Annotated in this window: 24 protein-coding genes and 1 pseudogene; 14 read left to right on the top strand and 11 right to left on the bottom strand. The window is 42.5% G+C overall.

Annotated elements, in window-relative coordinates; genetic code table 11:
• Together V7K32_RS00280 and V7K32_RS00275 are read right to left on the bottom strand one after the other, a co-directional pair.
• Positions 1–1,119 (bottom strand): tetratricopeptide repeat protein (locus tag V7K32_RS00280; protein WP_334989235.1); only part of this gene is annotated, 1,119 nt, incomplete at its 3' end.
• On the bottom strand, positions 1,116–2,444 hold the full coding sequence (locus tag V7K32_RS00275; protein ID WP_334989233.1) for an ATP-binding protein: 1,329 nt from the start codon (positions 2,442–2,444) through the stop codon (positions 1,116–1,118). The genes V7K32_RS00280 and V7K32_RS00275, both read right to left, overlap by 4 nt.
• A 755-nt stretch (positions 2,445–3,199) precedes the next feature.
• Between V7K32_RS00275 and htpG the strand changes: the two genes are divergently transcribed.
• Together htpG and rpmB are read left to right on the top strand one after the other, a co-directional pair.
• Entirely contained in the window at positions 3,200–5,185 is a 1,986-nt protein-coding gene (gene htpG, locus V7K32_RS00270; RefSeq protein WP_334989231.1) for a molecular chaperone HtpG, read from the top strand.
• 377 nt (positions 5,186–5,562) lie between these two features.
• Positions 5,563–5,799, top strand: coding sequence for a 50S ribosomal protein L28 (gene rpmB / locus V7K32_RS00265; RefSeq protein WP_334989229.1), 237 nt, complete (start codon positions 5,563–5,565; stop codon positions 5,797–5,799).
• Positions 5,800–5,855: 56 nt separating this feature from the next.
• On the opposite strand, the gene V7K32_RS00260 is transcribed toward rpmB, so the two are convergent.
• The 3 genes from V7K32_RS00260 to V7K32_RS00250 form a co-directional block, all read right to left on the bottom strand.
• A complete protein-coding gene (locus V7K32_RS00260) occupies positions 5,856–6,500 on the bottom strand; it encodes a Uma2 family endonuclease (RefSeq protein ID WP_334989239.1) in 645 nt (214 codons plus the stop codon).
• Between the two features lie 330 nt (positions 6,501–6,830).
• Positions 6,831–8,348, bottom strand: coding sequence for a M16 family metallopeptidase (locus tag V7K32_RS00255; protein ID WP_334989227.1), 1,518 nt, complete (start codon positions 8,346–8,348; stop codon positions 6,831–6,833).
• A gap of 45 nt (positions 8,349–8,393) precedes the next feature.
• Positions 8,394–10,049: a M16 family metallopeptidase gene (locus V7K32_RS00250; protein WP_334989225.1), complete on the bottom strand. Its 1,656-nt coding sequence runs from the start codon at positions 10,047–10,049 to the stop codon at positions 8,394–8,396.
• A gap of 149 nt (positions 10,050–10,198) precedes the next feature.
• Here V7K32_RS00250 and V7K32_RS00245 point away from each other — a divergent pair, with 149 nt between their 5' ends.
• On the top strand, positions 10,199–10,813 hold the full coding sequence (locus V7K32_RS00245) for a TetR/AcrR family transcriptional regulator (protein ID WP_334989223.1): 615 nt from the start codon (positions 10,199–10,201) through the stop codon (positions 10,811–10,813).
• Between the two features lie 63 nt (positions 10,814–10,876).
• Here the strand turns inward: V7K32_RS00245 and V7K32_RS00240 are convergent, their stop codons facing one another.
• Together V7K32_RS00240 and V7K32_RS00235 are read right to left on the bottom strand one after the other, a co-directional pair.
• Entirely contained in the window at positions 10,877–11,323 is a 447-nt protein-coding gene (locus V7K32_RS00240) for a DUF4332 domain-containing protein (protein WP_334989221.1), read from the bottom strand.
• Positions 11,324–11,541: 218 nt separating this feature from the next.
• Positions 11,542–12,342: a PhzF family phenazine biosynthesis protein gene (locus V7K32_RS00235; protein ID WP_334989219.1), complete on the bottom strand. Its 801-nt coding sequence runs from the start codon at positions 12,340–12,342 to the stop codon at positions 11,542–11,544.
• A gap of 298 nt (positions 12,343–12,640) precedes the next feature.
• On the opposite strand from V7K32_RS00235, the gene V7K32_RS00230 reads away from it, so the two are divergent.
• The 3 genes from V7K32_RS00230 to V7K32_RS00220 are packed head-to-tail and all read left to right on the top strand — an operon-like array spanning position 12,641 to position 14,811.
• Positions 12,641–12,856, top strand: coding sequence for a hypothetical protein (locus tag V7K32_RS00230; protein ID WP_334989217.1), 216 nt, complete (start codon positions 12,641–12,643; stop codon positions 12,854–12,856).
• A 47-nt stretch (positions 12,857–12,903) separates the two neighbouring features.
• Positions 12,904–14,286: an aminopeptidase P family protein gene (locus V7K32_RS00225; protein WP_334989215.1), complete on the top strand. Its 1,383-nt coding sequence runs from the start codon at positions 12,904–12,906 to the stop codon at positions 14,284–14,286.
• Between the two features lie 42 nt (positions 14,287–14,328).
• Positions 14,329–14,811 (top strand): hypothetical protein, encoded by a 483-nt coding sequence (locus V7K32_RS00220; RefSeq protein ID WP_334989213.1) that lies wholly within the window; start codon positions 14,329–14,331, stop codon positions 14,809–14,811.
• Between the two features lie 171 nt (positions 14,812–14,982).
• On the opposite strand, the gene V7K32_RS00215 is transcribed toward V7K32_RS00220, so the two are convergent.
• Complete coding sequence (locus V7K32_RS00215; protein ID WP_334989211.1) at positions 14,983–15,120, bottom strand: hypothetical protein; 138 nt, start codon at positions 15,118–15,120, stop codon at positions 14,983–14,985.
• Positions 15,121–15,189: 69 nt separating this feature from the next.
• Positions 15,190–15,819 (bottom strand): Uma2 family endonuclease, encoded by a 630-nt coding sequence (locus V7K32_RS00210; RefSeq protein ID WP_334989209.1) that lies wholly within the window; start codon positions 15,817–15,819, stop codon positions 15,190–15,192.
• 317 nt (positions 15,820–16,136) lie between these two features.
• On the opposite strand from V7K32_RS00210, the gene ffh reads away from it, so the two are divergent.
• From ffh to V7K32_RS00170, 8 genes are all read left to right on the top strand, one after another.
• Complete coding sequence (ffh, locus tag V7K32_RS00205) at positions 16,137–17,603, top strand: signal recognition particle protein (RefSeq protein WP_334989207.1); 1,467 nt, start codon at positions 16,137–16,139, stop codon at positions 17,601–17,603.
• A gap of 185 nt (positions 17,604–17,788) precedes the next feature.
• Positions 17,789–18,055 (top strand): 30S ribosomal protein S16, encoded by a 267-nt coding sequence (rpsP, locus tag V7K32_RS00200; RefSeq protein WP_334989205.1) that lies wholly within the window; start codon positions 17,789–17,791, stop codon positions 18,053–18,055.
• Complete coding sequence (locus tag V7K32_RS00195; protein WP_334882254.1) at positions 18,012–18,452, top strand: KH domain-containing protein; 441 nt, start codon at positions 18,012–18,014, stop codon at positions 18,450–18,452. The genes rpsP and V7K32_RS00195 overlap by 44 nt, the downstream gene beginning before the upstream one ends.
• A 397-nt stretch (positions 18,453–18,849) precedes the next feature.
• Complete coding sequence (locus V7K32_RS00190) at positions 18,850–19,803, top strand: PhoH family protein (protein ID WP_334989203.1); 954 nt, start codon at positions 18,850–18,852, stop codon at positions 19,801–19,803.
• A gap of 51 nt (positions 19,804–19,854) precedes the next feature.
• Complete coding sequence (locus tag V7K32_RS00185) at positions 19,855–20,259, top strand: ChuX/HutX family heme-like substrate-binding protein (protein WP_334989201.1); 405 nt, start codon at positions 19,855–19,857, stop codon at positions 20,257–20,259.
• Positions 20,260–20,671: 412 nt separating this feature from the next.
• A complete protein-coding gene (locus tag V7K32_RS00180) occupies positions 20,672–20,962 on the top strand; it encodes a PIN domain-containing protein (RefSeq protein ID WP_334989237.1) in 291 nt (96 codons plus the stop codon).
• A gap of 133 nt (positions 20,963–21,095) precedes the next feature.
• Entirely contained in the window at positions 21,096–21,896 is an 801-nt protein-coding gene (locus V7K32_RS00175) for a DUF6816 family protein (RefSeq protein WP_334989199.1), read from the top strand.
• Between the two features lie 88 nt (positions 21,897–21,984).
• Entirely contained in the window at positions 21,985–23,805 is a 1,821-nt protein-coding gene (locus tag V7K32_RS00170) for an ABC transporter ATP-binding protein (protein ID WP_334989197.1), read from the top strand.
• Positions 23,806–23,984: 179 nt separating this feature from the next.
• Here V7K32_RS00170 and V7K32_RS28625 read toward each other — a convergent pair.
• A pseudogene (locus V7K32_RS28625) lies at positions 23,985–24,244 on the bottom strand (hypothetical protein); the annotation flags it as partial.
• A 415-nt stretch (positions 24,245–24,659) separates the two neighbouring features.
• Entirely contained in the window at positions 24,660–26,696 is a 2,037-nt protein-coding gene (gene glgX, locus V7K32_RS00165) for a glycogen debranching protein GlgX (RefSeq protein ID WP_442938671.1), read from the bottom strand.
• Positions 26,697–26,715 lie beyond the last annotated feature (19 nt).

Genomic DNA, 26,715 nt, shown 5'->3' with positions numbered 1-26,715 from the left:
TAAATAAAATAGCGCATAGCCGCGATTGTTCCAAGCTTCGTGATAATCTGGTTTAAATTTGAGTGCTTGGTCGTAGGATGCGATCGCTTCTTCATAGCGGACTAAATTAAATAGCGCATAGCCGCGACCGTACCAAGCTTGGTGATCATCTGGTTTAAATTTCAGTGCTTGGTCGTAGGATGCGATCGCTTCTTCATAGCGGACTAAATTAAATAGCGCATTGCCCCGATTGTTCCAAGCTTGGTGGTCATCTGGTTTAAATTTCAGTATTTGGTCGAAGGATGCGATCGCTTCTTCATTTCGTCCTAAATTGCCTAGCGCATAGCCGCGATTGTTCCAAGCTTGGTGGTCATCTGGTTGAAATTTCAGTGCTTGGTCGTAGGATGCGATCGCTGCTTCGTATTCATTAGCAGTAAGTAATAAATTTCCTAGTTCAAATAGTAAACGTGGCTTCTGATTCTCTGGCTGATGTTTTTCCGTCAGTAAGTCTTGAAATTCTATAACTTTTTCAATTTTTTGTTCAGGAGTGAGTTTCAAATATTCTTCATAGTCTCCTTCCAACAGCAGACGAGATGATTCTTGCTCTACCACATCTGGCGTTGTAGGTAATTCAAATACTCCAGAACGCCAATCAAAAAAATCTGGGGCGCGATGAATAAAATAGTTGATCGAAAATGAACGCAAAAGAAAAACAAAGGTAATAGGGAAATCATCTCTAAAGCGTTCTCGCTGTTGGTTTAAGTGATTTAAAATATGCGGAACACTGGTTAAATTGCTAAATTGTCCTTCGGTAATTTCCCCAAAACTTCTTTTTTCATATTTATATAAAGAATATTCAAGACCTTTAATTAATAAAATCTCAATTTGCTTGTCTTTAACAAACTCTGCGACTGGCTGATATAAATTATCAATCGCCTCAACCAAGCGTAAAACTTCAACCTTCTTCTGCTGAATCTCCTGGGGAAGTTTGGCAATAAACTTGTCTGCTTCCGCAGGTGTACATTGCACAAAAAATAAACCAAATCCTGATTTCCGCTTCAGTGCGCGAAGCAAGTCTTGATAAGCTTCCTCTGGTTCAGGCTGTAAATCATCATCCCAATCACTTAAATTTGGGTTCATGAAAGTTTCGCTACGGCTTCTTTAAATTCTGGAATTCCTTGAATCAATGGATGAATATCATACCAACGCTGCATTTCTCCATCATCATCCAAATAGCGGTATTCTAAAAGACAGCGATTATACATTAAACTCCGATACAAATCATCATTAATAATGCGCTTAGAACAAGACACTTCCGCTAACAGATGCCATTGATGATTTTCCACCGCGCGGCGATAAGTATCTCTAGCTTGAGTAATTGCTCGTCGCACCGCCTTTTCTGAAACAGGTAATTCTTCAGTGCGTCCAATGGCATCTTGAGTTAACAATAGCAAATTCCTCACATGACCTCCACTGATTAAACAAAGTCTGTCTAAGGTTTGGGGACTATCAAAAATTTCTTTCTCCAGTGATAGTTCGGGTGCAATTTGCCGGACTCGCTTGTTAATTACTTCTTTAACTTTCTTGAGTCCTGGCTGGTAAACGTCTCCCTTGAGAGTGTTTACCATAATCATCGGCAAAATTTGGGGGTCGCCGTAGATATCTCTGAGGTCTGTTGCTCTGGTAGAATAGACCATTGAAATGGGGACAGTGTAAATTAAATGGCAATCTAAAGCTTGGAGTTGTTCGCTGCGGTCTAAAAAGACTTCTTCATAGTTGGTGCGGCCGTCGCCGTCTTTAACTAACACCATCCGGTCTAAATTATCGACAATTACCGCCAGTTGAGTTTTACCCGTAGGTAAGTGCTGTTTTGCATCCGCTAGAAACTCATTTAACACCTGAATTAAAGTGACGGTGTGGGGATTGATTTTTTGGCGAATCTTCTGGCGTAATTCAGGAACAGCTCTTAAATTTGCGGTCAACTTGGCGAATTGAGCAAGCTGCACTTCTACAGCCATCTTCTCAAACTCTATGGGAGTCAGCGCTAAATCTTTTAAATCTTCCCAACGGCTTTTCAACCAGTTGAGTATAGGGTCAGGACTGGCAATTCCTTTTAAATCTTTGAGCAAACGGCGGGTACAGGCGAGGAGAATATCTGTATATTGGGCATCTTCAGAATCGATATCCTCTTCATCAGCCGCAAAATACACAACATAAAATTCCCGATTTTCTAAATATTTCTTTAACCTGAGTAATTCTGTAGACTTCCCCGCACCCCGATGACCAGAATACAATTGACAAGTATTTGTATCTGCTAGTCGCATTCGATTTCCCAATTCTTGCTCAATATCCGCATCACCGCGTACATCCTGACAATCTACATATTTTGGATCACCTGCGGGTAAGGGTTCAAAGGGATTAAAGGCATTGTAGAGGTTTGCGAGTAAGTCAGTACTATTAACCATAGGTAAAAAATATAGCAATGTTGCTCATAATAATGGAGATTATAAACAATTGAGGTGCTTGGCAAAAGAAGAAATTACAGGACTTACGCATTCACAGGAAATGCCAAATATGTGTGACAGAAAAACCAGATTTGTCGTAGGGGTAAAGCGCATTGCTCATTGGTGTCAACAATCAGGGAAAATCTGCTTTGAAAAGAAGTTTTGCCCTCATCCCCTAACCCCTTCTCCCAATTTGGGAGAAGGGGAACTGGAGAATTTGCTCCCCTCTCCCAATTTTTGGGAGAGGGGTTGGGGGTGAGGGCAAAACAGGGATTGGCAAGCAATCCTAGCTTCTACGTTAAGTTGACACTTATAAGCAATGCGCTTTACCCCTACAGTGCGGGTATCAAAGAATGATTAATCAAAGTCTGAAAAGACCTATTTTGGTAAATGCATACCATGATTAATTTGTACAGTGCGTAAATCCTACTGTAAATATTTTTGTCTAACTACTTGGATTATTTCAGACTTGTATGTACACCGTAGCCTTAAAAAGGTTGGGGAATCTCTTACAGGTACAGTATTGGGGAGTAGGGAAATCCGAATCAGAAAATGGGGGCAAACAATGCTAAAAAAAGGTGCGCTCGCCTAAGCTATGCTTTTAAAATCCTAATTGGTATCATGCCCTTCTCTTTGGGTTTATCCTGGAAAACAGAAAGCTAGGCTGTATTAGCCACTATCATAATTTCAGATACTAAGATCGAAAACTACCAATTATGCTAGAACAAGGCACTATCAGTATTCATACTGAGAATATTTTCCCGATCATTAAGAAATCGCTTTACTCAGATCACCAAATCTTCTTGCGGGAACTGGTATCCAACGCTGTAGACGCTATCCAAAAGTTGAAAATGGTATCCCGCGCCGGAGACTACGCTGGAGATATCGACGAACCAGAAATTGAAATTGCCATTGACAAAGATCAGAAGACTCTCTCCATCTCCGATAATGGTATCGGGATGACCGCAGATGAAGTTAAGAAATATATCAATCAAGTTGCCTTCTCTAGTGCTGAAGAATTTATTCATAAGTATGAAGGCAAATCAGATCAACCGATAATTGGCCACTTCGGACTTGGTTTTTACTCTTCGTTCATGGTGGCGCAAAAGGTAGAGATTGATACACTGTCATATCAAGAAGGGGCGCAGGCGGTTCACTGGACTTGCGATGGTTCGCCAGCTTTCACTTTAGAAGAATCGCCCCGGACAACTCGCGGCACTACTATTACTCTCAGCTTGCAAGGAGAAGAGGAGGAATTCCTAGAGCCAGCACGAATTAAGAATCTTGTCAAGACCTACTGCGACTTCTTGCCAGTACCAATTAAACTCGACGGTGAGGTAGTAAATAAGCAAAAAGCACCGTGGCGAGAGTCTCCGAGTAACCTGAGTCAAGAAGATTATTTAGAGTTTTACCGCTACTTGTATCCTTTTCAGGAAGAACCTTTGTTGTGGGTACATTTAAATACAGACTATCCCTTTATCATCAACGGGATTTTGTATTTCCCCAAAATGAGGCCGGATGTAGATGTTACGAAAGGGCAGATCAAGCTATTTTGCAATCAAGTTTTTGTTAGCGACAACTGCGAAGAAATTATCCCGCAATTTCTGACTCCAATGCGGGGTGTGCTTGATAGCAGCGATATTCCCCTGAACGTATCGCGTAGTGCATTGCAAGGCGATCGCACCGTGCGGAGAATTGGTGATTACATTGCCAAAAAAGTAGGCGATCGCCTCAAAGAACTTTTCCGCGACAACCGCGAACAATACATTAGCGCCTGGAAGGATCTTGGTACTTTTGTAAAATTCGGTGTTCTCAATGACGAGAAATTCAAAAAACAAATCGAAGATATCATCGTCTTCCGCACTACCGCCAAGCTGACAGAAAATGTTGCTGCCCAAACTCCAGTCGTTGAAGTACAATCTTCAGACGGGGATGCTTGGCAAGATGTGACTCCTTCACCCAGTTCTGACTCAACACCCAGCGCTCCTTACACAACGCTGAAAGAGTATCTAGAACGTAACAAAGAACGTAACGAAAACCGGGTTTTCTACAGCACTGATGAAGCAACCCAAGCTACATACATAGAACTGCACAAAAATCAAGGTTTGGAAGTCCTATTTATGGACTCCTTCATCGACACCCACTTTATCAACTTCCTAGAGCGGGAATATCAGGATGTCAAGTTTACACGGGTGGACTCCGACTTAGATAATACCCTGCTAGAACAAGACAAAGCTACGGAAATTGTTGATCCTAAGACGAATAAAACTCGCAGTGAGACGATCAAAGAGTTATTTGAGAAATCTCTCAACAAACCCAAACTCAACATCCGCACCGAAGCGTTGAAATCAGACGATCCTCATGGTACACCACCTGCGATCGTGCTTTTACCAGAGATTCTCCGGCGGATGCGAGAAATGAACGCTATGATGCAGCAGCAGTCAGCAGAGTTTCCCGAAGATCACGTTTTGCTAGTGAATACTGCTCACCCGTTGATTCAAAATCTGGCAAATATTAACCAAGGTAGTATTATTCAAGGTGACGGTCAATCGCCTACCGATCAGTTAGTCAACTTGATTTGTCAACACGTCTACGATTTAGCGCTGATGTCTCAAAAAGGATTTGACGCTGAGGGAATGAAATCCTTCGTCGAGCGATCGAATGAGGTACTCACCAAGCTAACGGAACAAGCTAGTAAGTAAGAATAGTTAGGAGTTAGGAGTTAGGAGTTAGGAGTTAGGAGTTAGGAGTTAGGAGTTAAAAGTTAGGAGTTTGGAGTAGCCCTTTCAAGGTGGGTAAAAATTCTCGAAAATAAATACCTCTCTAACCTCTTATCTCTGTGTTTTATGCACATAATAAGGTGAAATAAATTACTTTTGAACCGCAGAGGCACAGAGAGCGCTGAGAAAAAACAATCTTATTTTACGAGTTACCTTGAAAGGGCTAGAGTTAGGAGTTTTTACTCTTCCCCCTGCTCCCCCTGCTCCCCCTGCTCCCCCTGCTCCCCACTCCCCACTTCTGTTCCCTAAGACCTAAAATGGAAAGGCTGTATTAAAATAAGAATCTGGAGATACTTGCTATGTCCCGTCGCTGTGAACTAACTGGTAAGAAGGCAAATAACGCTTTTGCTGTTTCCCACTCCCACCGCCGTACTAAACGCCTTCAGCACGTTAATCTGCAAAGCAAGCGTGTTTGGTGGGAAGGCGGAAATCGCTGGGTGAAGTTAAAGCTGTCTACTAAAGCAATCAAAACCCTACAAATTAATGGGTTAGAAGCAATGGCAAAAGAAGCTGGTATTAACCTAAATCATTACTAATTGACATTCCCACGGCTTCGAGCCGTGGGATTCTTGGTTCACGAATTATTCAGTCATTACTGTTGTATCTGCTTTTGTACCCAAATGCGAAAAGCTTTGAGCGTTGCATTTCTGCCTGCTGTTGTACTTTGCTCAAGATATTTGGGAATTGTTTCAATTAATGGGAATACAGGAAAATTTAGGCTTTGCTGAGACTCTACATAATGCCCGTCTTGGAAAACATTAATTTGGAGCTTTCCTTTATCAAAACGCCAAAGCTCAGGTACTTTTAAAGCTTCATAGATATTAGGATGAGTGCGAGAAGTAATATCAATTTCTAGAGCTAAATCTGGAGGGGGGTCTACTGTTAAATCTAGCCGCTTCTTACCGCGAATCTTGGCTTCATTTTTTATATAGAAACACTGATCAGGTTCTATACCTTGAGCCATTGCTTGGTTTTTGAAAGTGGTAGAACCAAGGCTGATAAACTCAGTATTTAGCTCTTCCAGAAGCGCTTTGACTAAATCACTAATAATTTCTTTGTCATATTCATGTTCTGGCAGTGGTGCCATAATCTCCAGTATTCCCCTGTCATAAGCAATTCGTGCAGCACGATGCTCCCCTAAATCCTCTAGAATTGTTTCCAATTCCTGCCAGGTTACATCTCGCAGTAATACCCTTTGTCCTGGTGGAACATGGATGCGCTTTAATTCCAACAACATCATCTTCACTCCCAGTAGCTCAAACCTAAATTTAGCTTACTCCAGTTAATGCGACAATTGTTTGCTACTTCATCACTAAATTGTCAGAAACTTGGACACGCAGTAGTTTGTCATCGGATCTCGCATACTTAATAAACCCCTTTATTGAAGTGTATGGGGCGATCGCTCCTAAAAAAGCACAGTTAAAAAAAACCTCTGAAAACTCCAGAGGTTTTAGTTCCTGATTTAGTTTCTACTGTTTACTACAATTTGTCCCCAGTTATTTCCCGATAAAGAAGGAAATTATTTGATTTCAGTAGTTAGTCAATTGCTTGTGAACGTGGATTAGGATTAATTCTTCGCCTGTGGTGGCGAACCAGGAATCGTTACATCTATTGGTGTTACCTTGGCTGCTAACTGCGTCAGTGGCGGTTGAATAGCGGTTTGATTACCCACCACTAGAGTCACGATCTTTTCTGGCTTGAGGTATTCTCGTGCGACTCGTTGCACATCAGCAGCTGTAGTGGCGGCGACGGCTTTTTGATAGCGAAAGACAAAATCAGCAGGATAGCCGTAATATTCGTATCGCATCAATCGTGATAAGGTTTGGCCAGGGTCTTGAAAGTTAAAGACAAAGGAGTTTAGTGTAGACTCTTTGGCAAAAGCGAGTTCTTTTGCTGTAACTCTTTGAGTTTGGATGCGTTTGATTTGCTCTTGTAAGGCTTTAACAAACTGCACGGTAGCATCCGATCGCGTTTGTCCACCAGCAATAAACATGCCAGGATAGTCGTAGCGAGGACTCCACTGGCCATAAACAGAGTAAGCTAAACCTTGACGCGATCGCACTTCATTAAATAAGCGTCCACCAAATCCATTTAACACTCCATTCAATACATGTAGCGCCGGATAATCAGGACTGTCAAACCGTCCGCCTAAATGTCCGAGAAGCACACTACTTTGCGTTAGTTGTGGCTGATTGACAAAAAAGACTCCACCTGTATTGGCTGGCGAAACATTTGGTAATTTGGGTTTAGCAATGCCTGGGTTGCGGTTCCAGTCGCCAAAGTTAGCTTGAATGAGCGATCGCATTTTTTTGGTATCAAAATCCCCCACAATCCCTAAAATCATATTATTGGGATGGAAATATTGCTGATAAAAGTTGAGCAAATCCTCACGCTCAATCCGATCCACCGTTGCATACTCTATGGTGCGAGAGTATGGGCTATCTTTCCCATAGATCAATTTCTGAAATTCTCGACTAGCAATACTCTCTGGATTGTCATTGCGACGCGCAATGCCACCCTTAGCTTGAGTTTTCGCCAAGTCTAGCTTTTCTTGAGCAAATACTGGCGATCGCAGCACCTCGGCAAACAGCCCAAACACCGTTTCTAAATTTTCAGTGAGTGCATCAAAGCTAGCACCACCAGAAGCTTCACCAATACTGGTTTCCACAGATGCCGCGCGTTGTTCTAATATCTCGTTGAGTTCATCAGCCGAATGCTTCTTAGTTCCTCCAGTTCGCATAACCGCGCCTGTAAAACCAGCTAAACCAACTTTCTGTTGTGGTTCCAAGCGATTTCCTGTCCGTACAAACGCCGTCCCATTCACCAACGGTAACTCGTGATTCTCCATTAAATAGACAACCAAGCCGTTTTGGAGAACAAACCGCTCATACTTGGGTAACTTAATCTCAGGTAGCGCTGGCAACTGCAATTCAGTATAATACTTTGCCTCAGTCGTCGCCGCCAGAGAAAAATTACAAGTTAAAAGTAAACACGCAAATACACCAACCAAAGCATAAATAAGCCCCTTCCCATTTTTGATTTTGAACGCTATCTGCTTTTTACCCTTCACCTTATACCTCTGCATATCTCTCTTCCTTTGCGCCCTCTGCGCCTCTGCGGTTCGTTTCTCTTAAGCTTCTTTCGACAACAACTTCCCAATCGTGCGATTTTCCGGCGTAAACGTCTCCTTTGCCACCCGCACAATATCAGCCGTTGTCACCGCCGAAATATCATCCAACTGCTTAAACAAATTCCGCCAAGAGCCAGTTTTTACCTCATATTCCAATAATTGTTCAGCCATCCCCATATTTGAATCTAGAGTGCGTAACAAACCCGCCCGTGCTTGGGTTTTCACCCGTTCCAAATCAACCATTGCTACAGGCTCGGTTTTTAATTTGTCAATTTCTTGGCGCAAAGCCACCGCCAACTCATCAACCGTATGACCAGGAGCCGTGAGAGCATAAAATAACATCAGGTTTGGGTACTTCTGTCCAGGAAAACCGCTAAAACCTTCGGCATTGAGCGCCAAACGTTGCTTTTCTACCAAAGACTTATACAACCGCGACGTGCGCCCATTACTTAATAAACTGCCAATCATTTCATAGACTGCATTATCTGGATGGGTAATTGCCGGACGATGATAACCTTCTAAATACCAGGGTTGAGAAGTTAGCTGTAAAGTAACTTCTCGTGTTTGTTGTTGTGACGGTTCCACCGGGATTTGTTCAACAGCTTTGGTTTTTGTCAGATAGCGGCCAAAATAAGTTTGTGCCAGTTTTTTTACCTCAGCTGGGTTAACATCTCCGACAATGGCAATGGTTAAATTACTTGGTACATAGTGAGTATCAAAAAACTTTTGGACATCTTCTGGTGTCAGATTGCGGATATCTTCGTCATAACCAATCACCGGACGTCTGTAGGGATGAACTTTGTAAGCAGTATCAAGAAATTTCTCCAACATCAGTCCAATGGGTGAATTTTCCACCCGCATTCGTCGCTCCTCTAAAATTACATCTTTCTCTTTATAAAACTCACGACTAATTACAGGATCGAGAAATCGTTCCGACTCTAGCGACATCCAAAGTTCTAACTTATTTGCAGGAAAGCTATACAAATAACGGGTAGCTTCATTTGAAGTATTGGCATTTAAACCCACACCTCCCGCTTGTTCGACAATTTGCCCCAATTCGTTTTGCTTGACAAGCTTGCCTGCTTGCGCTTCCACTTGCTTAAACTCAGCTTGTAACCGCGTAACCTCATCTTTTTTGCCATCGGTTTTCGCTGTTTTAATTTGAGCATCCAATCGTTCTAAGGTTTCTAATAGAGGTTTTTCTGCCTTGTAGTCTTCTGTACCAATGCGCGTTGTCCCTTTAAATGCCAAATGTTCCAGAAAGTGAGCTACACCAGTTTTGCCATCTACCTCATCTACACCACCGACATTTGCGTAGGTAATAAAAGAAACTACAGGCGCTTGATGTCGTTCCAAGACAATGAATTTTAGACCATTGTCGAGACGAAACTCCGTTAACTGCTTGATAACTCGATTGAGATAAGGTTGGATCGAACTTTCAACTGATGGAGTTTGAGTTTTTGTCGGTTGCAGGACTCTTTCGGGAGGGGGTGCTGTCTGAGTTTGAGCCAAAGCAATTTCTGGTAGCAATCCCCACCAGAAAACGATCAAAGCCAACAAAGCGACAAACAACCGCCGCAATATGACAGATACTTTATCTGACCAATCCAAAATCCCCAATCTAAAATCTAAAATTGACCAAATGATCTGGTTCATAAGCACAAATTAAGATAAAGTTACACTACCTAAAAAACTAGGTACTTAGCAAAAAGACGTTAATCTTGTATTAAGCTTATTAGGCTTTTTTACTTGACGTTAGACAATAATGCTACAAATACTGTTCCGCAAATCTCACCATAACTGTTATGAGAGTTTTTAATTCTTCCCCACCCTCAGAGGCTCAGACGCGCACCCGGATTTTACAGGCAGCACAACGGTTGTTCGCTGCTCAGGGATTTGACGGCACAACCACCCGCGATTTAGCACAGGCGGCAAGTGTAGCGGAAGGGACTCTATTTCGTCATTTTCCCAATAAAAAGGCAATTTTGGTGGAAGTAGCGACGAGTGGATGGGTGGAGATTCTCACAGATTTGCTGACAGAATTAAGTGAAATGGGCAGTTATAAAGCCGTAGCTCAGGTGATGCGTCGCCGGATGTGGAACTTCCAAAAAAATGCCGATTTAATGCGCGTTTGTTTTATGGAAGTGCAGTTTCACCCCGATTTGCGCGATCGCATTCAATTAGAAGTCATTAGCAAAATGTCAGATGTGGGCGAAGCATTCTTTCAAACAGCGATGGATAAAGGCATTTATCGCAAAATGGACGCTAAACTGGTAGCCAAAGTTTTTTTAGGAATGTTTGCGATCGCAGGTTTTTCTAACAACACCATCATGGAACCTGACGCTTCCCCCCAACAAATGCAAGAAATGGCAGAAGGACTCGCTGATATCTTCCTTAATGGTGTTTTAGCTAAAGAGTGAGGAGTTGTGAGTTATGAATTATCAATTATGAGTTTTAACTCCTAACTTTTAACTCCTAACTCCTCACTCCCCACTCCCCACTATTTTCGCTTGCTGGCTCCACTGTTGTACTAACTCAATCGGTGGACATAAATCTCGTCGCTGCATTGTTGCTACCTGCAAGCGCATGATTTGTTGGTGCAATCTGTGAGTGGGAGTCTGAGCTAACTGTGCTACAGAAGCAATACCTGCGTGGAGCAATAAACCACAATATTGTATACCTACACTAGGAATACGCGCCAAATCAGCTAAAGCCATCCATTTATTTACATACTGAAGATGAATCTGTAGTTTATTTGCTAACGCGAGTCTTTTCTCTAGAGTCTTCCCTTGTTTGACTAGCACTACTGTGCTAGGAATTCCACAATTGTGCAGTTGGGATTGTTCCTCGTGGCTTAGTCCAGGTAATTGCTCGATTGGCCAGTCACTAGATGCCATCAGATTTCGGCTATTTGTATTTTTAGCAGACATAAAACTAAATATAGGTTTGTTCACTCACATATACAGCAATCCTAAATCATTCGTGAACAACAATATCCCCGACTTCGCTAAGAAGTCGGGGATCTGAGCTTCGCCTGACAATGCGATTGTTTGCCTTGACAATGCGATTGTTTCGCCTGAAAATGCGATTGTTTCGCCTAACAATGCGATTGCGTCGCCTGACAATGCGATTGATTTGTAATATAGGTTTATTCGGTAATTAACTCACCTCGCATAACAGTTACCGCTTGTCCGCCGAGAAAGACGCGATCGCCTCCGTCATAATAGACCTTCACCACCCCACCGCGACTGGATGCCTGATAAGCCAATAACTCATCTTTGTGCAAGCGATCGCGCCAGAACGCAGCAAGGCAACAATGGGCTGAACCAGTCACCGGATCTTCATTAATACCTACCTCTGGTGCAAAGAAGCGAGAGACAAAATCATAATCTGAATCAGGATTAGTCAAGCTAGTAACTATAACTTTACCAATTGGTAAGGTTTTTAGTAGTTGAAAATTAGGCTGCATTTGCCGCACTAAATCTTCCGATTCTAATTCCACTAAATAACCTAGTGAATTCTGCAAGACAAATCTGTATGGTACACCCAAAGCAGTCTTGAGTTCTGGAAACTTGACGATTACTCGTGAGTGATTCACAGGAAAATCTAACTCAATCCACTCACCTTGCAACTTAGCAATTAGCACTCCACTTTTGGTATAAAAACGCGCAACTTCATCAGGTGATAAATGTCCCTCTGACCAAAGTACATGGGCGCTAGCTAAAGTTGCATGACCACAAAGCGGTACTTCTACCGTGGGCGTAAACCAACGCAAATTGAAGCCATCATCCTGTCTAACTAAAAAAGCCGTCTCAGATAAATTCATCTCCTGGGCTACGTTTTGCATCCAGCGTTCACCTTGGGGAGTAGGCAAAACACAGACAGCAGCAGGATTACCTGCAAAAGCTGTATTGGTAAAAGCATCAACTTGAGTAATGGTTTGTCCCATTAAAGTCACCTTGAAAATTAGACAGGATTATATTTCTCAGGAGTGCATTAGATATTTATGCCTGTTCAGATCCTCGACTTCTTGAAGAAGTCGGGGATCTCGCAGCCCCGCAAAATTAATGGGACAGACTACTAGTTACCATTATGATCAGGCGGCAGATCATTTGTAGGGTATCACATTCATGAATTGCCCTAAAAATAAAATAAGGGTTTCAGCTATTGTTTACGTAAGTCCTGTACCTGATAAATTAGGAATACAACCTCCAAAACTGGGGTCAATGTCAAAGCAAAACGGAAACATGACCAGAAAAATTTTCAGAAGCATCTTTGCTACTGTCAACTTGGCGCTAATTTCTGGAGGATTAATTAGTTGTGGTGTTAAAGTACCGCAGCCATCTGCTCCAAATGAGCAACAAAAACCAGTCGTACAGCCTAAGCAACAGCCTAAGCAGGTAAAGCAGAACGACAAAGATAGCGATCGCAAGGATAATAAACACGATGACGATAACGACTAAATAAAGGCAAAGCTATAATCTTTACCCTTCTTTTTGAGTTTCTATTTATGCTGATCCAACAAACTTCTACTTCCCTAATTGATACTTTACGCCACCGTCGGCAACAACTAGCCAAGCTGATTGATTTTCCCGTAATTCTGTGGTCAGGTAGCAACAGTCCGCGCAACTTTGCTGCAAATCCCTTTCCGTTTCGCGCTAGCAGTCATTTCCTCTATTTTGCCGGACTGCCATTATCAAATGCAGCAATTCGTTTAGAAGCGGGTAAGCTAGAACTATTTATCGACGATCCATCACCCAGCAGCGCCCTTTGGCATGGAGAAATGCCAACGCGCGAGGAAATAGCCGAGAAGATTGGGGCGGATGTGGCAAGGCCAATGGCAGAATTAGAGTCTTGGGTAGAAGATGCTGCCACACTTGCTGTACAAAATGCAGCTACTTGGACGCAACAATCGCAGCTATTAAATAGATGGATTTTACCACAAAGTCCTCCCGAAGGAATTGACTTGGAGTTAGCTAAAGCGATCGCTTCTCTCCGCCTCACCCACGATGAAGCTGCATTAACCGAGTTGCGAAAAGCTGCTGCTGTCACTGTTGAGGCGCACAAAGCTGGGATGGCAACAACACCAAAAGCCAAACTAGAAGCAGAAGTTCGGGCAGCGATGGAAGGGGTAATTATTGCCCACAATATGACTACCTCCTATAACAGTATTGTCACCGTTCACGGTGAAGTTTTGCATAACGAACAGTATCACCATCCTCTACAACCAGGTGATTTATTACTTGCTGATGTTGGCGCTGAAACTGAGATGGGTTGGGCTGGTGATGTTACTCGAACGTGGCCAGTTTCGGGAAAATTTTCATCTACCCAAAGAGATATTTATAATGTTGTGCTGGCAGCCCATGATGCTTGCATTGCCAAAATACACCCTGGTGCAGAGTATGGGGATATCCATTTGCTAGCTGCTACGGTTATAGCTGAAGGTTTAGTAGAGTTAGAAATTTTACAAGGAAACCCTGAAGATTTAGTAGAAATGGATGCCCACGCGCTGTTTTTCCCTCATGGTATTGGTCATCTACTGGGTTTAGATGTTCATGATATGGAAGATTTGGGTGATTTAGCTGGGTATGAAGAGGGACGTTCTAGGAGCGATCGCTTTGGCTTAGGCTACCTGCGTTTAAATCGTCCTTTGCGTCCAGGAATGTTAGTCACAATTGAACCTGGTTTTTATCAAGTACCAGCAATTTTAAATGATGCCAATGTCCGCTCAAAATATCAGAATATAGTGAATTGGCAGCGTTTATCTGAATTTGCTGATGTGCGTGGAATCCGCATTGAAGATGATGTTTTAGTTACCGCAGAAGGTAGCGAAGTTTTAACAGCCGCATTACCCAATGATGCCGATGCGGTCGAAAATTTAGTAGGTTGTTAAATAATTCGTAATTCGTAATTAATCTGTGCAACAGCTTACCTTATGAGAAAAAAAACCATAGGATTACTACTGGGCGGAGTTATTGTCAGCTTCGGACTATTACCATTATTAGCTCAAGCACAGCAGCCGGTTTCTGATAGCCAAGTTGCGGCGATGGTAGAAGCGTTGCGACAGGCTGCACCGCAGACAAAAAACCCCAACGATGGATATTACAGCGAATGGCAAGTTAAACCAGAAACCCTCAAAGGCTGGACAAAAACTTGTCTCAAACGAGAACTGACACCGACGCAGTTTCAAAACAGCCCTGCGATCGCTCGCCAAGTTGTATCATGTATCACGCGCCGTGAGTTAACCAATCAGTTTCGCGCCACCAACAATAATGAAATTGCATCTGTGCGTGGCGCAGCTTGTTGGTGGATGACTGGTAGCTATACAGGTTGTGACAAAGGTTTTACTGCTGAGTATGTGCAAAAAGTTGTCCGCTTTTATCAACAACAGCGTTCAAAACCGGTAGCAACTAAATAGACCTCTTGCATGAATCAAAAGCCCTCACCCTAAATCCCTCTCCCAAAATTGGGAGAGGGACTTTGAAATTACCCCCCTTCTCCCAATTTTGGGAGAAGGGGTTGGGGGTTGAGGGTAGTTTTGCATTCGTGCAAGAGGTCTAATCATAAAAGGGCAGCTCTTTCTCAAGAGTTAAGATAATTGCTTTACCTTTTCGACAACCCAATCAACGCGATCTCTTCCCCAAAACCTCTCGCCTTCGACTACCCAAGTTAGGACTCCGGGACAGCCAAATTGCTCATATTCTGCTTGTATCTGCCACTGCTGCAAGTTTTGCTGCTTCCTTGTGGATTAACTCAAGAATGCGATCGCCAAAATAACTGGCTATTTTGATTGATATTAAACTTGGCTTTTAACCCATAGGCGAAATTCTTTAACTAATTCCAAATAATCTTTTTCTCCCACCTGCTGTAAAAAATTAGAAATCTCTATTAATGGCAGATTAGGAAATGCTAAACTCCGTTCAACAGATATATATTTCTGATTTTGTAAAACGTTAATAGTAAAATCATTACCATCATATCGCCAGATTTCAGGCACACCCATATCAGCATAGACTTCAAAGCGATTTTTAGAGCTGCTAGTAATATCAACTTCCACTACCAAATCTGGTGGCGGGTCTTGTTGCAAATTAATTCTTTTTTTGCCCTTGATTAACTGGATATTTCTAATGTAAAAGCATTCATCTGGTTCTGCACCACTTAATTCTGGACGTTTGAAAGTAGTAGAACCAAGGGGTTGAATATTGACTTCTAATTCTTCCGCTAGAGTTTCAACAAATCGACCTAAGACTTTTTTATAACTCTCATGTTCAGGTGAAGGAACCATGATTTCTAAAGTACCTCGATTGTAAGTAAGCCGGAGGCGGCGACTAGCACTAAGTTCAGTTAGCAAGTTTTCATAAGTTTGCCAACTGATACCCGATAAGTGGATGATTTCTGTGGGTTGAAGCAGTGTGTTGCTAGTCATAGCGATATGTCATGTAGGTTCTCGCTGTACAATAAGCTGTTCTGCATTTAATTTGTATAATTAGGGCGGGCAAGATGCCCACCCCACAAGAGTTTTATTTTATTTGATTATTCAATTTAGATGATTTTCAGCTTAGCCGTTCTTTCCCTCATTGTACTTTAAACTCAATCTTCTAATAAAGGTAGGTATCTGGTTGCTACAGTCGCCGTGAAAACTACTAAGCTGGTAAATAGCACGTTTAAAATTTAGCGGAAATTCCGAATCGCATTCATCGGCGATTTAAGATTCCCCATTGGCGAACTACCTGTAATTACATTATGTTTGATGCTCTATCTGACCGTTTAGAATCCGCCTGGAAAAAACTGCGGGGACAGGACAAAATTTCTCAATCCAACATTCAAGACGCATTGCGCGAAGTACGCCGCGCCTTGTTGGAAGCAGATGTTAACCTCCAGGTAGTCAAAGATTTTATTAGCGAAGTCGAAGCCAAAGCCCAGGGAGCCGAGGTAGTTACCGGGGTGCGACCTGACCAACAGTTCATCAAAATTGTTCACGATGAACTGGTGGAGGTGATGGGAGAAGAAAATGTCCCGATCGCAGAAGCCCAGGAAAAGCCGACTATTATCTTGATGGCTGGGTTGCAAGGTACTGGTAAAACCACAGCTACCGCTAAGTTAGCCTTACATCTGAGAAAATTAGATCGTAGCTGTTTGTTGGTGGCGACAGACGTATATCGCCCAGCCGCGATCGACCAATTGGTGACGTTGGGTAAGCAAATTGACGTACCAGTATTTGAACTAGGAAGCGACGCAGATCCCGTAGAAATTGCAAGGCAAGGTGTAGAACGCGCTAGGGCAGAAGGTGTAAACACAGTAATTATTGATACTGCTGGTCGCCTGCAAATTGACGAAGACATGATGGCGGAATTAGCCCGGATCAAAGCAACTGTGCAACCCCATGAAACTCTGTTGGTGGTGGATGCGATGACTGGTCAAGAGGCAGCTAATCTTACCCGCACCTTCCATGAGCAGATCGGCATTACTGGGGCAATTCTCACCAAGATGGATGGTGATAGCCGTGGCGGTGCAGCGCTTTCGGTGCGAAAGATTTCGGGAGCGCCGATTAAATTTGTGGGCGTAGGTGAGAAAGTCGAGGCACTGCAACCGTTTTATCCCGATCGCATGGCATCCCGGATTTTGGGAATGGGCGATGTGCTAACCCTGGTAGAAAAAGCCCAGGAAGAGTTTGATTTAGAAGATGCTGAGAAAATGCAGGAGAAAATCCTGTCAGCGAAGTTTGACTTTACTGACTTTCTTAAGCAGTTGCGAATGCTGAAGAATATGGGATCTCTGGGAGGCTTCATCAAGATGATTCCAGGGATGAACAAGCTCTCAGACGATCAGCTAAAGCAGGGAGAAACCCAGCTAAAGCGTTGTGAGGCGATGATTAACTCCATGACTCGCCAAGAACGCCACGACCCCGATTTATTAGCCAGTTCTCCCAGTCGGCGACGGCGGATTGCTTCTGGCTCAGGTTATAGAGAGTCAGATGTGACTAAACTGGTAGGTGATTTCCAAAAAATGCGATCGCTCATGCAGCAAATGAGTCAAGGTGGCTTCCCTGGAATGCCGGGAATGTTCGGCGGTGGCGGCATGGGCAACGCCTTCGCAGGTGCGGGCAATCGTCCCGCAGCCCCCGGATGGCGAGGTTATGGTGGTGACGCCACAGGCACGAAAAAGAAAAAACCCAAAGATAAAAAGAAAAAAGGCTTCGGTAATCTTTAGTTATTGAACATTAAGCACTTGTACTGAGCGAAGTCGTTGGCGTAGCCTAAAAAGAGAAGTATTGAGCATGACAAATCAGAAATGACTAATGACTAATGACTAATGACTAATAGCACCAAATGCTAGACCAGTGCTAAAATTAGCATTTCGGCATACTTACCAATTAGGAGAATGATTCTTCAACCATGATCAAACTGCGCTTGAAGCGATTCGGTAAAAAGCGGGAAGCAAGTTACCGCATTGTCGCCATTAACAACCTCGCTCGCCGCGATGGTCGTCCCCTAGAAGAGTTGGGATTCTACAACCCCAGAACCGATGAAGTGCGACTAGACGTTCCCGGCATCGTCAAGCGACTACAACAAGGCGCTCAACCCAGTGACACCGTCCGTCGCATTTTAGTAAAAGCCAATGTTTTTGAACAGGTCAGTGCCACACCTACAGCCGCATCATAATTCGGGAACAATATCCCCAACAGCTAGTCCCAACTATGTTGGGCTGGTTCGGTTTTTAGTGCAGCCGTTTTTGGAATCTCCAGAGACTTTAAGCGTCGATTGTGAAATTTCTCAAGCCCTCAACCGGGCTTGGATTCGCATCGCCTTTGAAAGCACGGATAAAGGGAAAGTGTTTGGTCGAGGGGGACGCAATATTCAGGCGATTCGTACAGTAATTGCCGCAGCCGCAGCCGCATCTGGGCAATCAGTATACCTGGATATCTACGGCAGCACTACGCCAGACCGCGAAGGTATGTCTTTTGATGAAGAGACAGAAGAACGATCGCCACCGCCGACTAGGAGAGAACCGCGTGGAAATGATGGGCCTAAACCCATTGTTAAACCCCGCCTCCGCTAGTTTAAAACTAGAGAGCAAGTCTGAGCGGTTGGGGTTACCTCCGCTCAGAATTTTTGTAAAGATGGAAAGTAGCAAAAAGATTTTTGGATCTTTTTTTGAACTCTTGACCAGTAGGGGCATACAGCTATAATTGGTGTCAACTTCAGATGGAATCTTCTGAGTGTATGAGTTTTGCCCTCACCCCCAGCCCCTCTCCCAATATGGGAGAGGGGAGCAAATTCTCCAGTTCCCCTTCTCCCAATATGGGAGAAGGGGTTAGGGGATGAGGGCAACCCTAGAACCGATTAATTTATTGCAAAGATTTTTCCAAAATGTAATTAATAAAAACATAATTTCGCTAAAGGCGAGAAAATATTAAGCTTTGTCAAACACAGATCCTCACCAATTAAGAAATCCTATGGCAGGTGCCTTAACAATTCAGCTGCCGAATATTCCCAGTGCGATCGCTCTTGCAGGAGATGGAGAAGAAAATCTCAAAATGCTATCTCGGCAAACAGGAGCCACTTTAGTGCTACGCGGACAGGAATTACTCATTTCTGGTAGCGAAGGGGAAATTGATCTGGCTTCTCGATTAGTGCGATCGCTTGAAGACCTCTGGATTAAAGGCAATCCTATTTCCAGTGCCGATATTTTAACAGCCCGTCAAGCCATAGATAGCGATCGGCAAGGGGAACTACAAGATTTACAGCGAGATGTCCTTGCCAAAAGTCGCCGGGGTGAAGAAATCCGTGCCAAAACCTTCCGCCAGCGTCAATATATCGACGCACTCCGTAGACGTGACCTTACCTTTGGGATTGGCCCTGCTGGTACTGGCAAGACTTATCTCGCTGTTGTTGTCGCCGTGCAAGCACTCCTTGCCAACCAGGTGGAAAAGCTAATTTTAACTCGCCCTGCCGTCGAAGCCGGTGAAAAACTTGGTTTTTTACCTGGAGACTTACAGCAGAAAGTTAATCCCTATCTTCGCCCACTTTACGATGCTATTTATGATTTCATCGATCCCGAAAAAGTACCCAGTTTAATGGAACGCGGTGTGATTGAAGTCGCACCACTCGCCTATATGCGGGGACGTACCCTCAATAACGCCTTTGTAATTGTCGATGAAGCGCAAAATACTACACCTGCTCAGATGAAAATGGTTTTGACTCGTTTGGGTTTCCGTTCTCGGATGGTGATTACAGGCGACATGACACAAACTGATTTGCCACTTCACCAACAATCCGGTTTAGGAGTGGCTTTACAAATTTTAAAACACGTTGAAGGCATTGCTTTTTGCGAATTTTCCCAAAAAGATGTTGTGCGTAATCCTCTAGTTCAGCGTATTGTCGCTGCTTATGAACAATACGAGAAATAAGGATTGGGGATTGGGGATTGGGTATCAAAAAATAACAAAGGATAACAATTTATGAGTACTACTTTGAAAGAATTTTTAGCAGCTTGTGAGACTTTAGGAACTTTGCGTTTAATTGTTACTAGCAGCGCTGCTGTATTAGAAGCAAGGGGTAAGATAGAAAAGTTATTTTATGCAGAATTACCTAAAGGTAAATATGCTAATATGCACACCGAAGGCTTTGAATTTCACTTGAATATGGACAAAATCACTCAAGTGAAATTTGAAACAGGTGAAGCGAAGAGGGGTAATTTTACAACCTTTGCTATTCGATTTTTAGATGATAAACAGGAACATGCTTTAAGCCTATTTTTGCAATGGGGTAAACCTGGCGAATATGAACCCGGACAGGTGGAAGCTTGGCAGACTCTAAAAGATAAGTATGGTGAAGTTTGGGAACCTTTACCAGCAGAAATTTAATGTCGATCATTGGTATGTTGAAAACTGCGGATATTTCGGAAATTTTTGTGTATTTCTGATCCCCTAAAGCAATACCATCAATTGGCTCCAAATAAATATTTTTTCCATTAACTTTTAGCTGGTGTAATGTTTGGTTTAACATTGTTATTATGTCTGTGGTTAAGGTTCAATCCCGACAAAGTTTCTGTCAGGTTAAGCTAGATGTATTAATGAGACAATCACTATTTGAATAAATATCTAGGGGTGATAAGATGGAGCGACACTGTGACATCTATTAACTTAAGTGTTAGGGACTTCCAAGAAATAAATTATTCCAATAAACGAACCTTATTAGACACAGAGAACGCAGAGAGAAGAAATAGAGAGAGTTTTTGCGTCAGTTTTGGAACATTTTTTTATTTGGTAGTCTCTTATTACAATTGAGGAAATTTATTATGGTTTAACAGCGAAGCCTAATTATAAAATCCAAAACTGGTTTGAAAACTTTCTTACAACTCACTGTCAAATTTTCCCCATCACCTCAGAAATTGCCAAGTGTTCGGGTGAATTGAGAGGCTTTTTGAGGACTCAAGGTAAACCCCGTTCGCAAGCTGATATACTTATTGCAGCAACAGCCAAAATACATTCCATGACTCTTGTTACTAGAAATATTAAGGATTTTGAGGGTTGTGATATATATACATTGAATCCATTTCAGCTATAACAATTGTGACAATAGAATAGTCTTATTGACATTATAAGACAGCCTTGAGGCGCTCTCACTAAAATCAATAAGAGTTGATACTATAGATTAATTTTTAATCAATAAATAATAAACGTTAAATATAAAATTGCTAATGTTTTTTATAAAAGCGATTTGGAGTTTTTGCTTAATTGCTTTTTTCCTGCTCTGGAGTGGAGAAGCTGAAGCCGGAGAGTTATATGAACGGTTAACCAACTTCCCCCAGTGGGAAAAATTAACTTCAGTACAACCGGCTTCGGGTGATTTGGTTTACCCTGAATGGATGGCTGGTACTTGGCAAGTTACAAGTACTTTGGTAGATTTAGCCGCACCTTTAGCACCAGAAATCGTAACGCCAGGGTTTGAAGGTAATCGCCGGCAATTAAATCAGCCTGTGAGTTTTGTAGTAAGATTTGTCAAAGAGCAACCATTTATTAAGAGGTTAAAAATATTACCTCAGATAGATAAAAAATCCCCACATTTAGTAGCAGATAGAGCGTTTAATAGCTTGAATTTGGCAAGAGCTTATTTAGGGGATGAAGCAGTGTTATTAGTCAAAGTAGATCCAGATTCACCTAATCGCCAAATTACGTTCTTGCGTAGCAGTCGTCAACTAGTTTCTATTGTGACTGCACGGGGTACAGAAACTACCCGTCAGGGCAAGTTTATCACCACAGAAGTGTTTCAACAACTATTCAAAGGCGGTTCACGCCCCTATTTAAACTCTGTAGAATCTACCACCGCTTATCATAAACTGACAACAGCTAATCCGGCAATTGAAGCAGATCAAGTTACTGCTGTCTATCTTTCACCCCAAGATCCAGATTACTTTAAAGCTGGTTCTCGACCAGTTGCTCTCTATCGCTATCGCCTAAAATTTATCCGCGCACAAATGCCTACTACTCTAAAGGAGTGATTTAAATCTATAGCCCTTGACTATCTTGTAGTATATTTGTAGTATAAAAATTCCAAGTTTACGATCGCGCTCTTGGACGGTGTGCATCATGGCCAAATTTCAAGATATTGTCAATTACTTTCGCTCTGACTGGAAGCTAAGTGTTTTTAGTATTGCAGCATCCGGCATTTACGAAATTATTGATTTGGTTGTCCCTTATGCGATTGGGCAGATTTTAAACGTTTTGTCTGCTCAACCATTGGATAAACCACTTCAAAGTGCGATCGCAACTTTTTCAAAGATTACGAATTACCCAGTTAATAAAACTCTAACTTTGGGTGTATTAGTGGGTTTAATTTTCGTTGTCACCGTAGTGAGAGCGCCAACACAACCTTGGTTAACCCATTGGTTTCATTGGGGTATAACCTTAAGGTTGCGTCGCCAAAAAGCCCAAATGGCTATAGAAAAAATTCTTACTCTTCCACTAGAATTTTATGATGAAAATAATCCTGGACGCATTGCTGGAAGAATAGCTAGAGGTATTTCTAACCACACTTTTACTTACCCCGAAATTGCCGGACAGTTGATTCCTAAACTAATTCGTGTGTTGGGAATTTTTGTGTTTATCTTAATGATTGAGTGGCGAATTGCGATTTTATATCTGATTTCCTTTGTGTTTATTCTTAGCTTTACTTTAAAATATTTAAGGCGACTGATTTGGCACGAAACTATTCTGGATAAATATGGAGAAGATACGGAAAGTCGCAATTCTGAACTAATCACCAACATCAAAACTGTAAAAGCATTTGCTACAGAAGCTAAAGAACTGAAACGGCAAAATCAACGTTTAGATCGTGAACTAACGCTGGTTGAGTATCGCATCCACAAAGGTTATGTAAAACTGGCTACTTGGCAAAGGACTATAATTCAATTCTGCGTGTTTGCTATCCTGGGTTTGACTTTAGCAGCAACAGTAGATGGGAGAATTTCTCTGGGTCACTTTGTCATGACCTTAACTCTTTCTAGCATGGCTTATGCCGAATTAGAACCTATTAGCAATTTGGCAGAAGTTTTTGCGCGTCGTTATTCTCCTATGCTGCGGTTTCATGAATTTTTGCAACAGCCAATTGCATCTGATTCAGCTAGCCTTTTAGAAGAGAGCAACCAGACAGAATCACCTTATAAATTTACTGGAAAAGTTGAGTTGTCGCACGTCAGTTTTGGATATGATGCCAACCGTCAAGTTTTGCAAGATATTAACTTGTTGATTGAACCATACCAAACAGTGGCATTAGTAGGGCGTTCCGGTTCTGGTAAGTCTACTTTAGTTAAATTGCTGTTGCGGTATTTTGAACCTCAATCAGGTCAAATTCTGATTGATGGTCAAGATATTCGCACTTTGGATGTGGGTAAGTACAGACGAAGATTAGCGATCGTTCACCAAGAAGTGGACATTTTCAACGGTACTATATTGGATAACCTCACCTACGGCAGACCAAATGCTAGTTTGGAGGAGGTTCAAAAAGCCTGTAGAATTGCCAGAGTTGATGAAGTAGTGCAGCACTTACCCAAAGGTTATTATACCGTCGTGGGGGAACGAGGTGTCAGGTTATCTGGAGGGCAAAGACAACGTTTAGGAATTGCTAGGGCGTTGTTAGTGGAACCAGACGTACTGATTTTTGACGAAGCCACCTCTAGTTTAGATTATGAGTCTGAGCGTTCGATTCAGCTAGCGATGCGATCGATTCAGGGTACTTGCACCACCATTGTTATTGCCCACCGTTTAAGTACAGTACGGGAAGCCGATAAAATTGTAGTTCTAGAGCAAGGAAAGATTGTAGAAGAGGGTAGCCACGATGAACTTTTGCGTCACGAAGGTATTTACCGCCGCTTGCACTCCTTGCAAGAAACAGGAGAACTCCTGAGTTAGAGGAGATACATATTTTGAATTTTGAATTTTGGATTTTAGTAAGTAGGTAGGCAAGATAAAACCAAACTATGTAACGAAAAGTAAAATCTCTGTATTTGGCTCGTAGTTGCGCCCTCTTGCGCTAAAGCGCAACTACGAGCCAGTGATGATTATTTGCACCCACTTACTTACCAGTTTTAAATTAACTCTTGAGTTCGCATTAATTCTAGTTGTGTGAAAGCGCGGATAGCACTAAAAAAGTGAGTTTTAATTGCCTCAGATGTCCTCACCCTTACGGGTTCGCCAGTTGCTTCTCGCAAGGGGAGACGCTGCGCGAACAAGTCAGGGAACCGCAAGGGCGCACTGGCTCACCATGAATAGCTCAATTCCATACACTTGTTTGATGGCTCGTTTGTTTTCATTCGATCCCCCAATGAATCGAATGTAACTTCTTAAACTCGATACTACAGCCAATTTATATGTTGTAAATATTTTTTTAAATGGGATTACACCATACGAGAGATAAAGTCTCAAAAGTTATTAAATAAAGGTTAAAAATAAAATATCTTAGTAAAACTTGTACAACTTATACACCAATCAAACGCTTGGTTAAACACGATTTCTAATCTTAGAGTGTCATACTAACCTTTATCAACAAATTGACAAAGTTTAGTGAAATATATGCTTAATAAAGCTTTATTAACGAGTCTTCGCAAATTGAGTATATCTACAACAATCAGTCAATCGATGATGAGTAAGCATTTTTGCCCTAACTGTTCAGACATTTTACTCCGTCATGTGCGTTTGAGAGAACTATACTGGCGCTGTAGTTACTGCTATCAGGAAATGCCCGTTTTCTAAACGGGGGTGGTACGCTAACGTGCCATTAACACGACCACTGACCGCCCCCCAGCAAGATATTCTTGAGATGTAATTAAAGGTGCAGTTTTTAAATCGGAGAAATCTTGAGGAGATGGCAAAGCAGTATCTACAATTCGGTGCCAGCCCTCTCCACTACTCAAAAGTGGTAGTTCAAATGTCAACGGCTGCCAATAAGCATTGAGGATAATATATAAATGCTCATTAAATTTTGGGTGACGCAGCGTGAATGCCAGACTACGAGAATCATTCCCCCAATCAGGCTGCTCTAGTTCCGTGCCATGCCAGACGATGTTTGGCCGATGAGAGCCATCGGTAAGACTGAGAAGTTTTTTTTGCCGAAAGATTCTTAAGGATTGGATAAACAGAATCAGTCCTCGGACAAATCGCAATAAATCCTTGTGTTTTTCGATACTGCTCCAGTCAAACCAACTCAGTTCATTGTCTTGGCAGTAACCATTGTTATTTCCCTTTTGCGATCGCCTAATTTCATCTCCCATGAGCAACATCGGCGTTCCTTGGGAACATAAAAGGATGGTGAAGAAGTTTTTGATTTGTCGCAAGCGCAGTACTTCGATTTCTGCATCGTCCGTAACCCCCTCTACGCCACAATTCCAACTATTGTTGTCGTTTGTTCCGTCACTGTTATTTTCCCCATTGGCTTCGTTGTACTTGTAGTTGTAAGAAACTAAATCATTTAAGGTGAAACCATCGTGACAGGTAATAAAGTTAATACTATAATTCGGTTCGTAGTTTGGTCGTGAGTAGATGTCTGGGCTACCCATAACACAAGCCGCTAATCGACTTACTATACCGCGATCGCTTTTCACAAAACGGCGCACATCATCGCGGTAGGGGCCATTCCATTCTGCAAAGCGATCGCTCTCTTCGACAAACTTTCCTACCTGATATAGTCCAGACGCATCCCAGGCTTCAGCAATCACCTTTGTTCCCGCCAAAACTGGGTCTGTTTCTATCCCCCAGAGAACAGGTGAATCGGCAAAGGGTTGACCTAATTTGCTGCGAGATAAGACAGATGCTAAATCAAAACGGAAACCGTCTACGTGCATTTCTGCCACCCAGTAGCATAAACTATCTAAAATCATCCGCGTAACCATCGGATGATTCGCTTTCAAAGTATTACCGCAACCACTATAATTACTATATTCAGCTTGGTTTGGTTCCAGAAGGTAGTAAGCTTGGTTGTCTAATCCCTTAAATGACAATGTTGGTCCATCCTCACTACCTTCTGCCGTGTGGTTAAAGACAACATCTAGAATCACCTCAATCCCGGCGCGGTGAAGGGCTTTGACCAGATAGCGAAATTCATTTATGGGGTCTAGGCGATCGCTACGGGAACTGTAATGGCTGTGGGGTGCAAAGAAGCTGATCGTACTGTAACCCCAGTAGTTTTTGTGACTAGGACGTGCATCATTAGGATCAAACTGATGAATTGGTAGCAATTCAACTGCGGTTATTCCTAATTCCTGCAAATAAGGAATTTTCTCAATCAGTCCTGCAAACTTACCGCGTTTTTCGGGAGACACACCAGAAGATGGATGACGAGTAAAACCATCTACGTGCAGTTCATAAATGACTGTTGTTGCATAAGGAATCCGTAGGGGAAGATCCCCCTCCCAGTCGTAGGTTTTGGGATCAGGTGCTACCAACGCCCGTAGCGCTTGGGCGCAATTATCCTTGCCAAAACAGCTAGCAGCTTCACGACTATAATTATCCCAACCTACTACCGCTCGTGCATAGGGGTCAAGTAGTACCTTACTACTATCAAACCTTAGTCCTTGATCTGGCGCATAAAGTCCATACGCCCGATAAGCGTAAACTTGCCCAGCACCAATATTTGATACTAAGATATGCCAATAGTAGAAGGTTTTATTATACTTTTTGTTTAGCTGAATTACACGGCTGGGTTGGGGTGAAGTTGGCTCATCAAAGAGCAATAAGCTAATCGGCACATAAGTTGCATAATAAGAAGAGAAAGCCGTATAGAAGCGACGATGCCGCCCCCAACCAATAACTTTTTAATGCCAGAAC

This window comes from Nostoc sp. (genome assembly GCF_036917635.1).
Taxonomy (GTDB): domain Bacteria; phylum Cyanobacteriota; class Cyanobacteriia; order Cyanobacteriales; family Nostocaceae; genus Nostoc.
Note: the sequence above shows the minus strand (reverse complement) of the source record. Positions and strands in the feature narration are given on the sequence as shown.

Bases quoted from the DNA above. Each gene is read 5' to 3' on its own strand.
- V7K32_RS00275 (WP_334989233.1), bottom strand. From the start codon at position 2,444: ATGGTTAATAGTACTGACTTACTCGCAAACCTCTACAATGCCTTTAAT.
- htpG (WP_334989231.1), top strand. From the start codon at position 3,200: ATGCTAGAACAAGGCACTATCAGTATTCATACTGAGAATATTTTCCCG.
- rpmB (WP_334989229.1), top strand. From the start codon at position 5,563: ATGTCCCGTCGCTGTGAACTAACTGGTAAGAAGGCAAATAACGCTTTT.
- V7K32_RS00260 (WP_334989239.1), bottom strand. From the start codon at position 6,500: ATGTTGTTGGAATTAAAGCGCATCCATGTTCCACCAGGACAAAGGGTA.
- V7K32_RS00255 (WP_334989227.1), bottom strand. From the start codon at position 8,348: ATGCAGAGGTATAAGGTGAAGGGTAAAAAGCAGATAGCGTTCAAAATC.
- V7K32_RS00250 (WP_334989225.1), bottom strand. From the start codon at position 10,049: ATGAACCAGATCATTTGGTCAATTTTAGATTTTAGATTGGGGATTTTG.
- V7K32_RS00245 (WP_334989223.1), top strand. From the start codon at position 10,199: ATGAGAGTTTTTAATTCTTCCCCACCCTCAGAGGCTCAGACGCGCACC.
- V7K32_RS00240 (WP_334989221.1), bottom strand. From the start codon at position 11,323: ATGTCTGCTAAAAATACAAATAGCCGAAATCTGATGGCATCTAGTGAC.
- V7K32_RS00235 (WP_334989219.1), bottom strand. From the start codon at position 12,342: ATGGGACAAACCATTACTCAAGTTGATGCTTTTACCAATACAGCTTTT.
- V7K32_RS00230 (WP_334989217.1), top strand. From the start codon at position 12,641: ATGACCAGAAAAATTTTCAGAAGCATCTTTGCTACTGTCAACTTGGCG.
- V7K32_RS00225 (WP_334989215.1), top strand. From the start codon at position 12,904: ATGCTGATCCAACAAACTTCTACTTCCCTAATTGATACTTTACGCCAC.
- V7K32_RS00220 (WP_334989213.1), top strand. From the start codon at position 14,329: ATGAGAAAAAAAACCATAGGATTACTACTGGGCGGAGTTATTGTCAGC.
- V7K32_RS00210 (WP_334989209.1), bottom strand. From the start codon at position 15,819: ATGACTAGCAACACACTGCTTCAACCCACAGAAATCATCCACTTATCG.
- ffh (WP_334989207.1), top strand. From the start codon at position 16,137: ATGTTTGATGCTCTATCTGACCGTTTAGAATCCGCCTGGAAAAAACTG.
- rpsP (WP_334989205.1), top strand. From the start codon at position 17,789: ATGATCAAACTGCGCTTGAAGCGATTCGGTAAAAAGCGGGAAGCAAGT.
- V7K32_RS00195 (WP_334882254.1), top strand. From the start codon at position 18,012: ATGTTTTTGAACAGGTCAGTGCCACACCTACAGCCGCATCATAATTCG.
- V7K32_RS00190 (WP_334989203.1), top strand. From the start codon at position 18,850: ATGGCAGGTGCCTTAACAATTCAGCTGCCGAATATTCCCAGTGCGATC.
- V7K32_RS00185 (WP_334989201.1), top strand. From the start codon at position 19,855: ATGAGTACTACTTTGAAAGAATTTTTAGCAGCTTGTGAGACTTTAGGA.
- V7K32_RS00175 (WP_334989199.1), top strand. From the start codon at position 21,096: ATGTTTTTTATAAAAGCGATTTGGAGTTTTTGCTTAATTGCTTTTTTC.
- V7K32_RS00170 (WP_334989197.1), top strand. From the start codon at position 21,985: ATGGCCAAATTTCAAGATATTGTCAATTACTTTCGCTCTGACTGGAAG.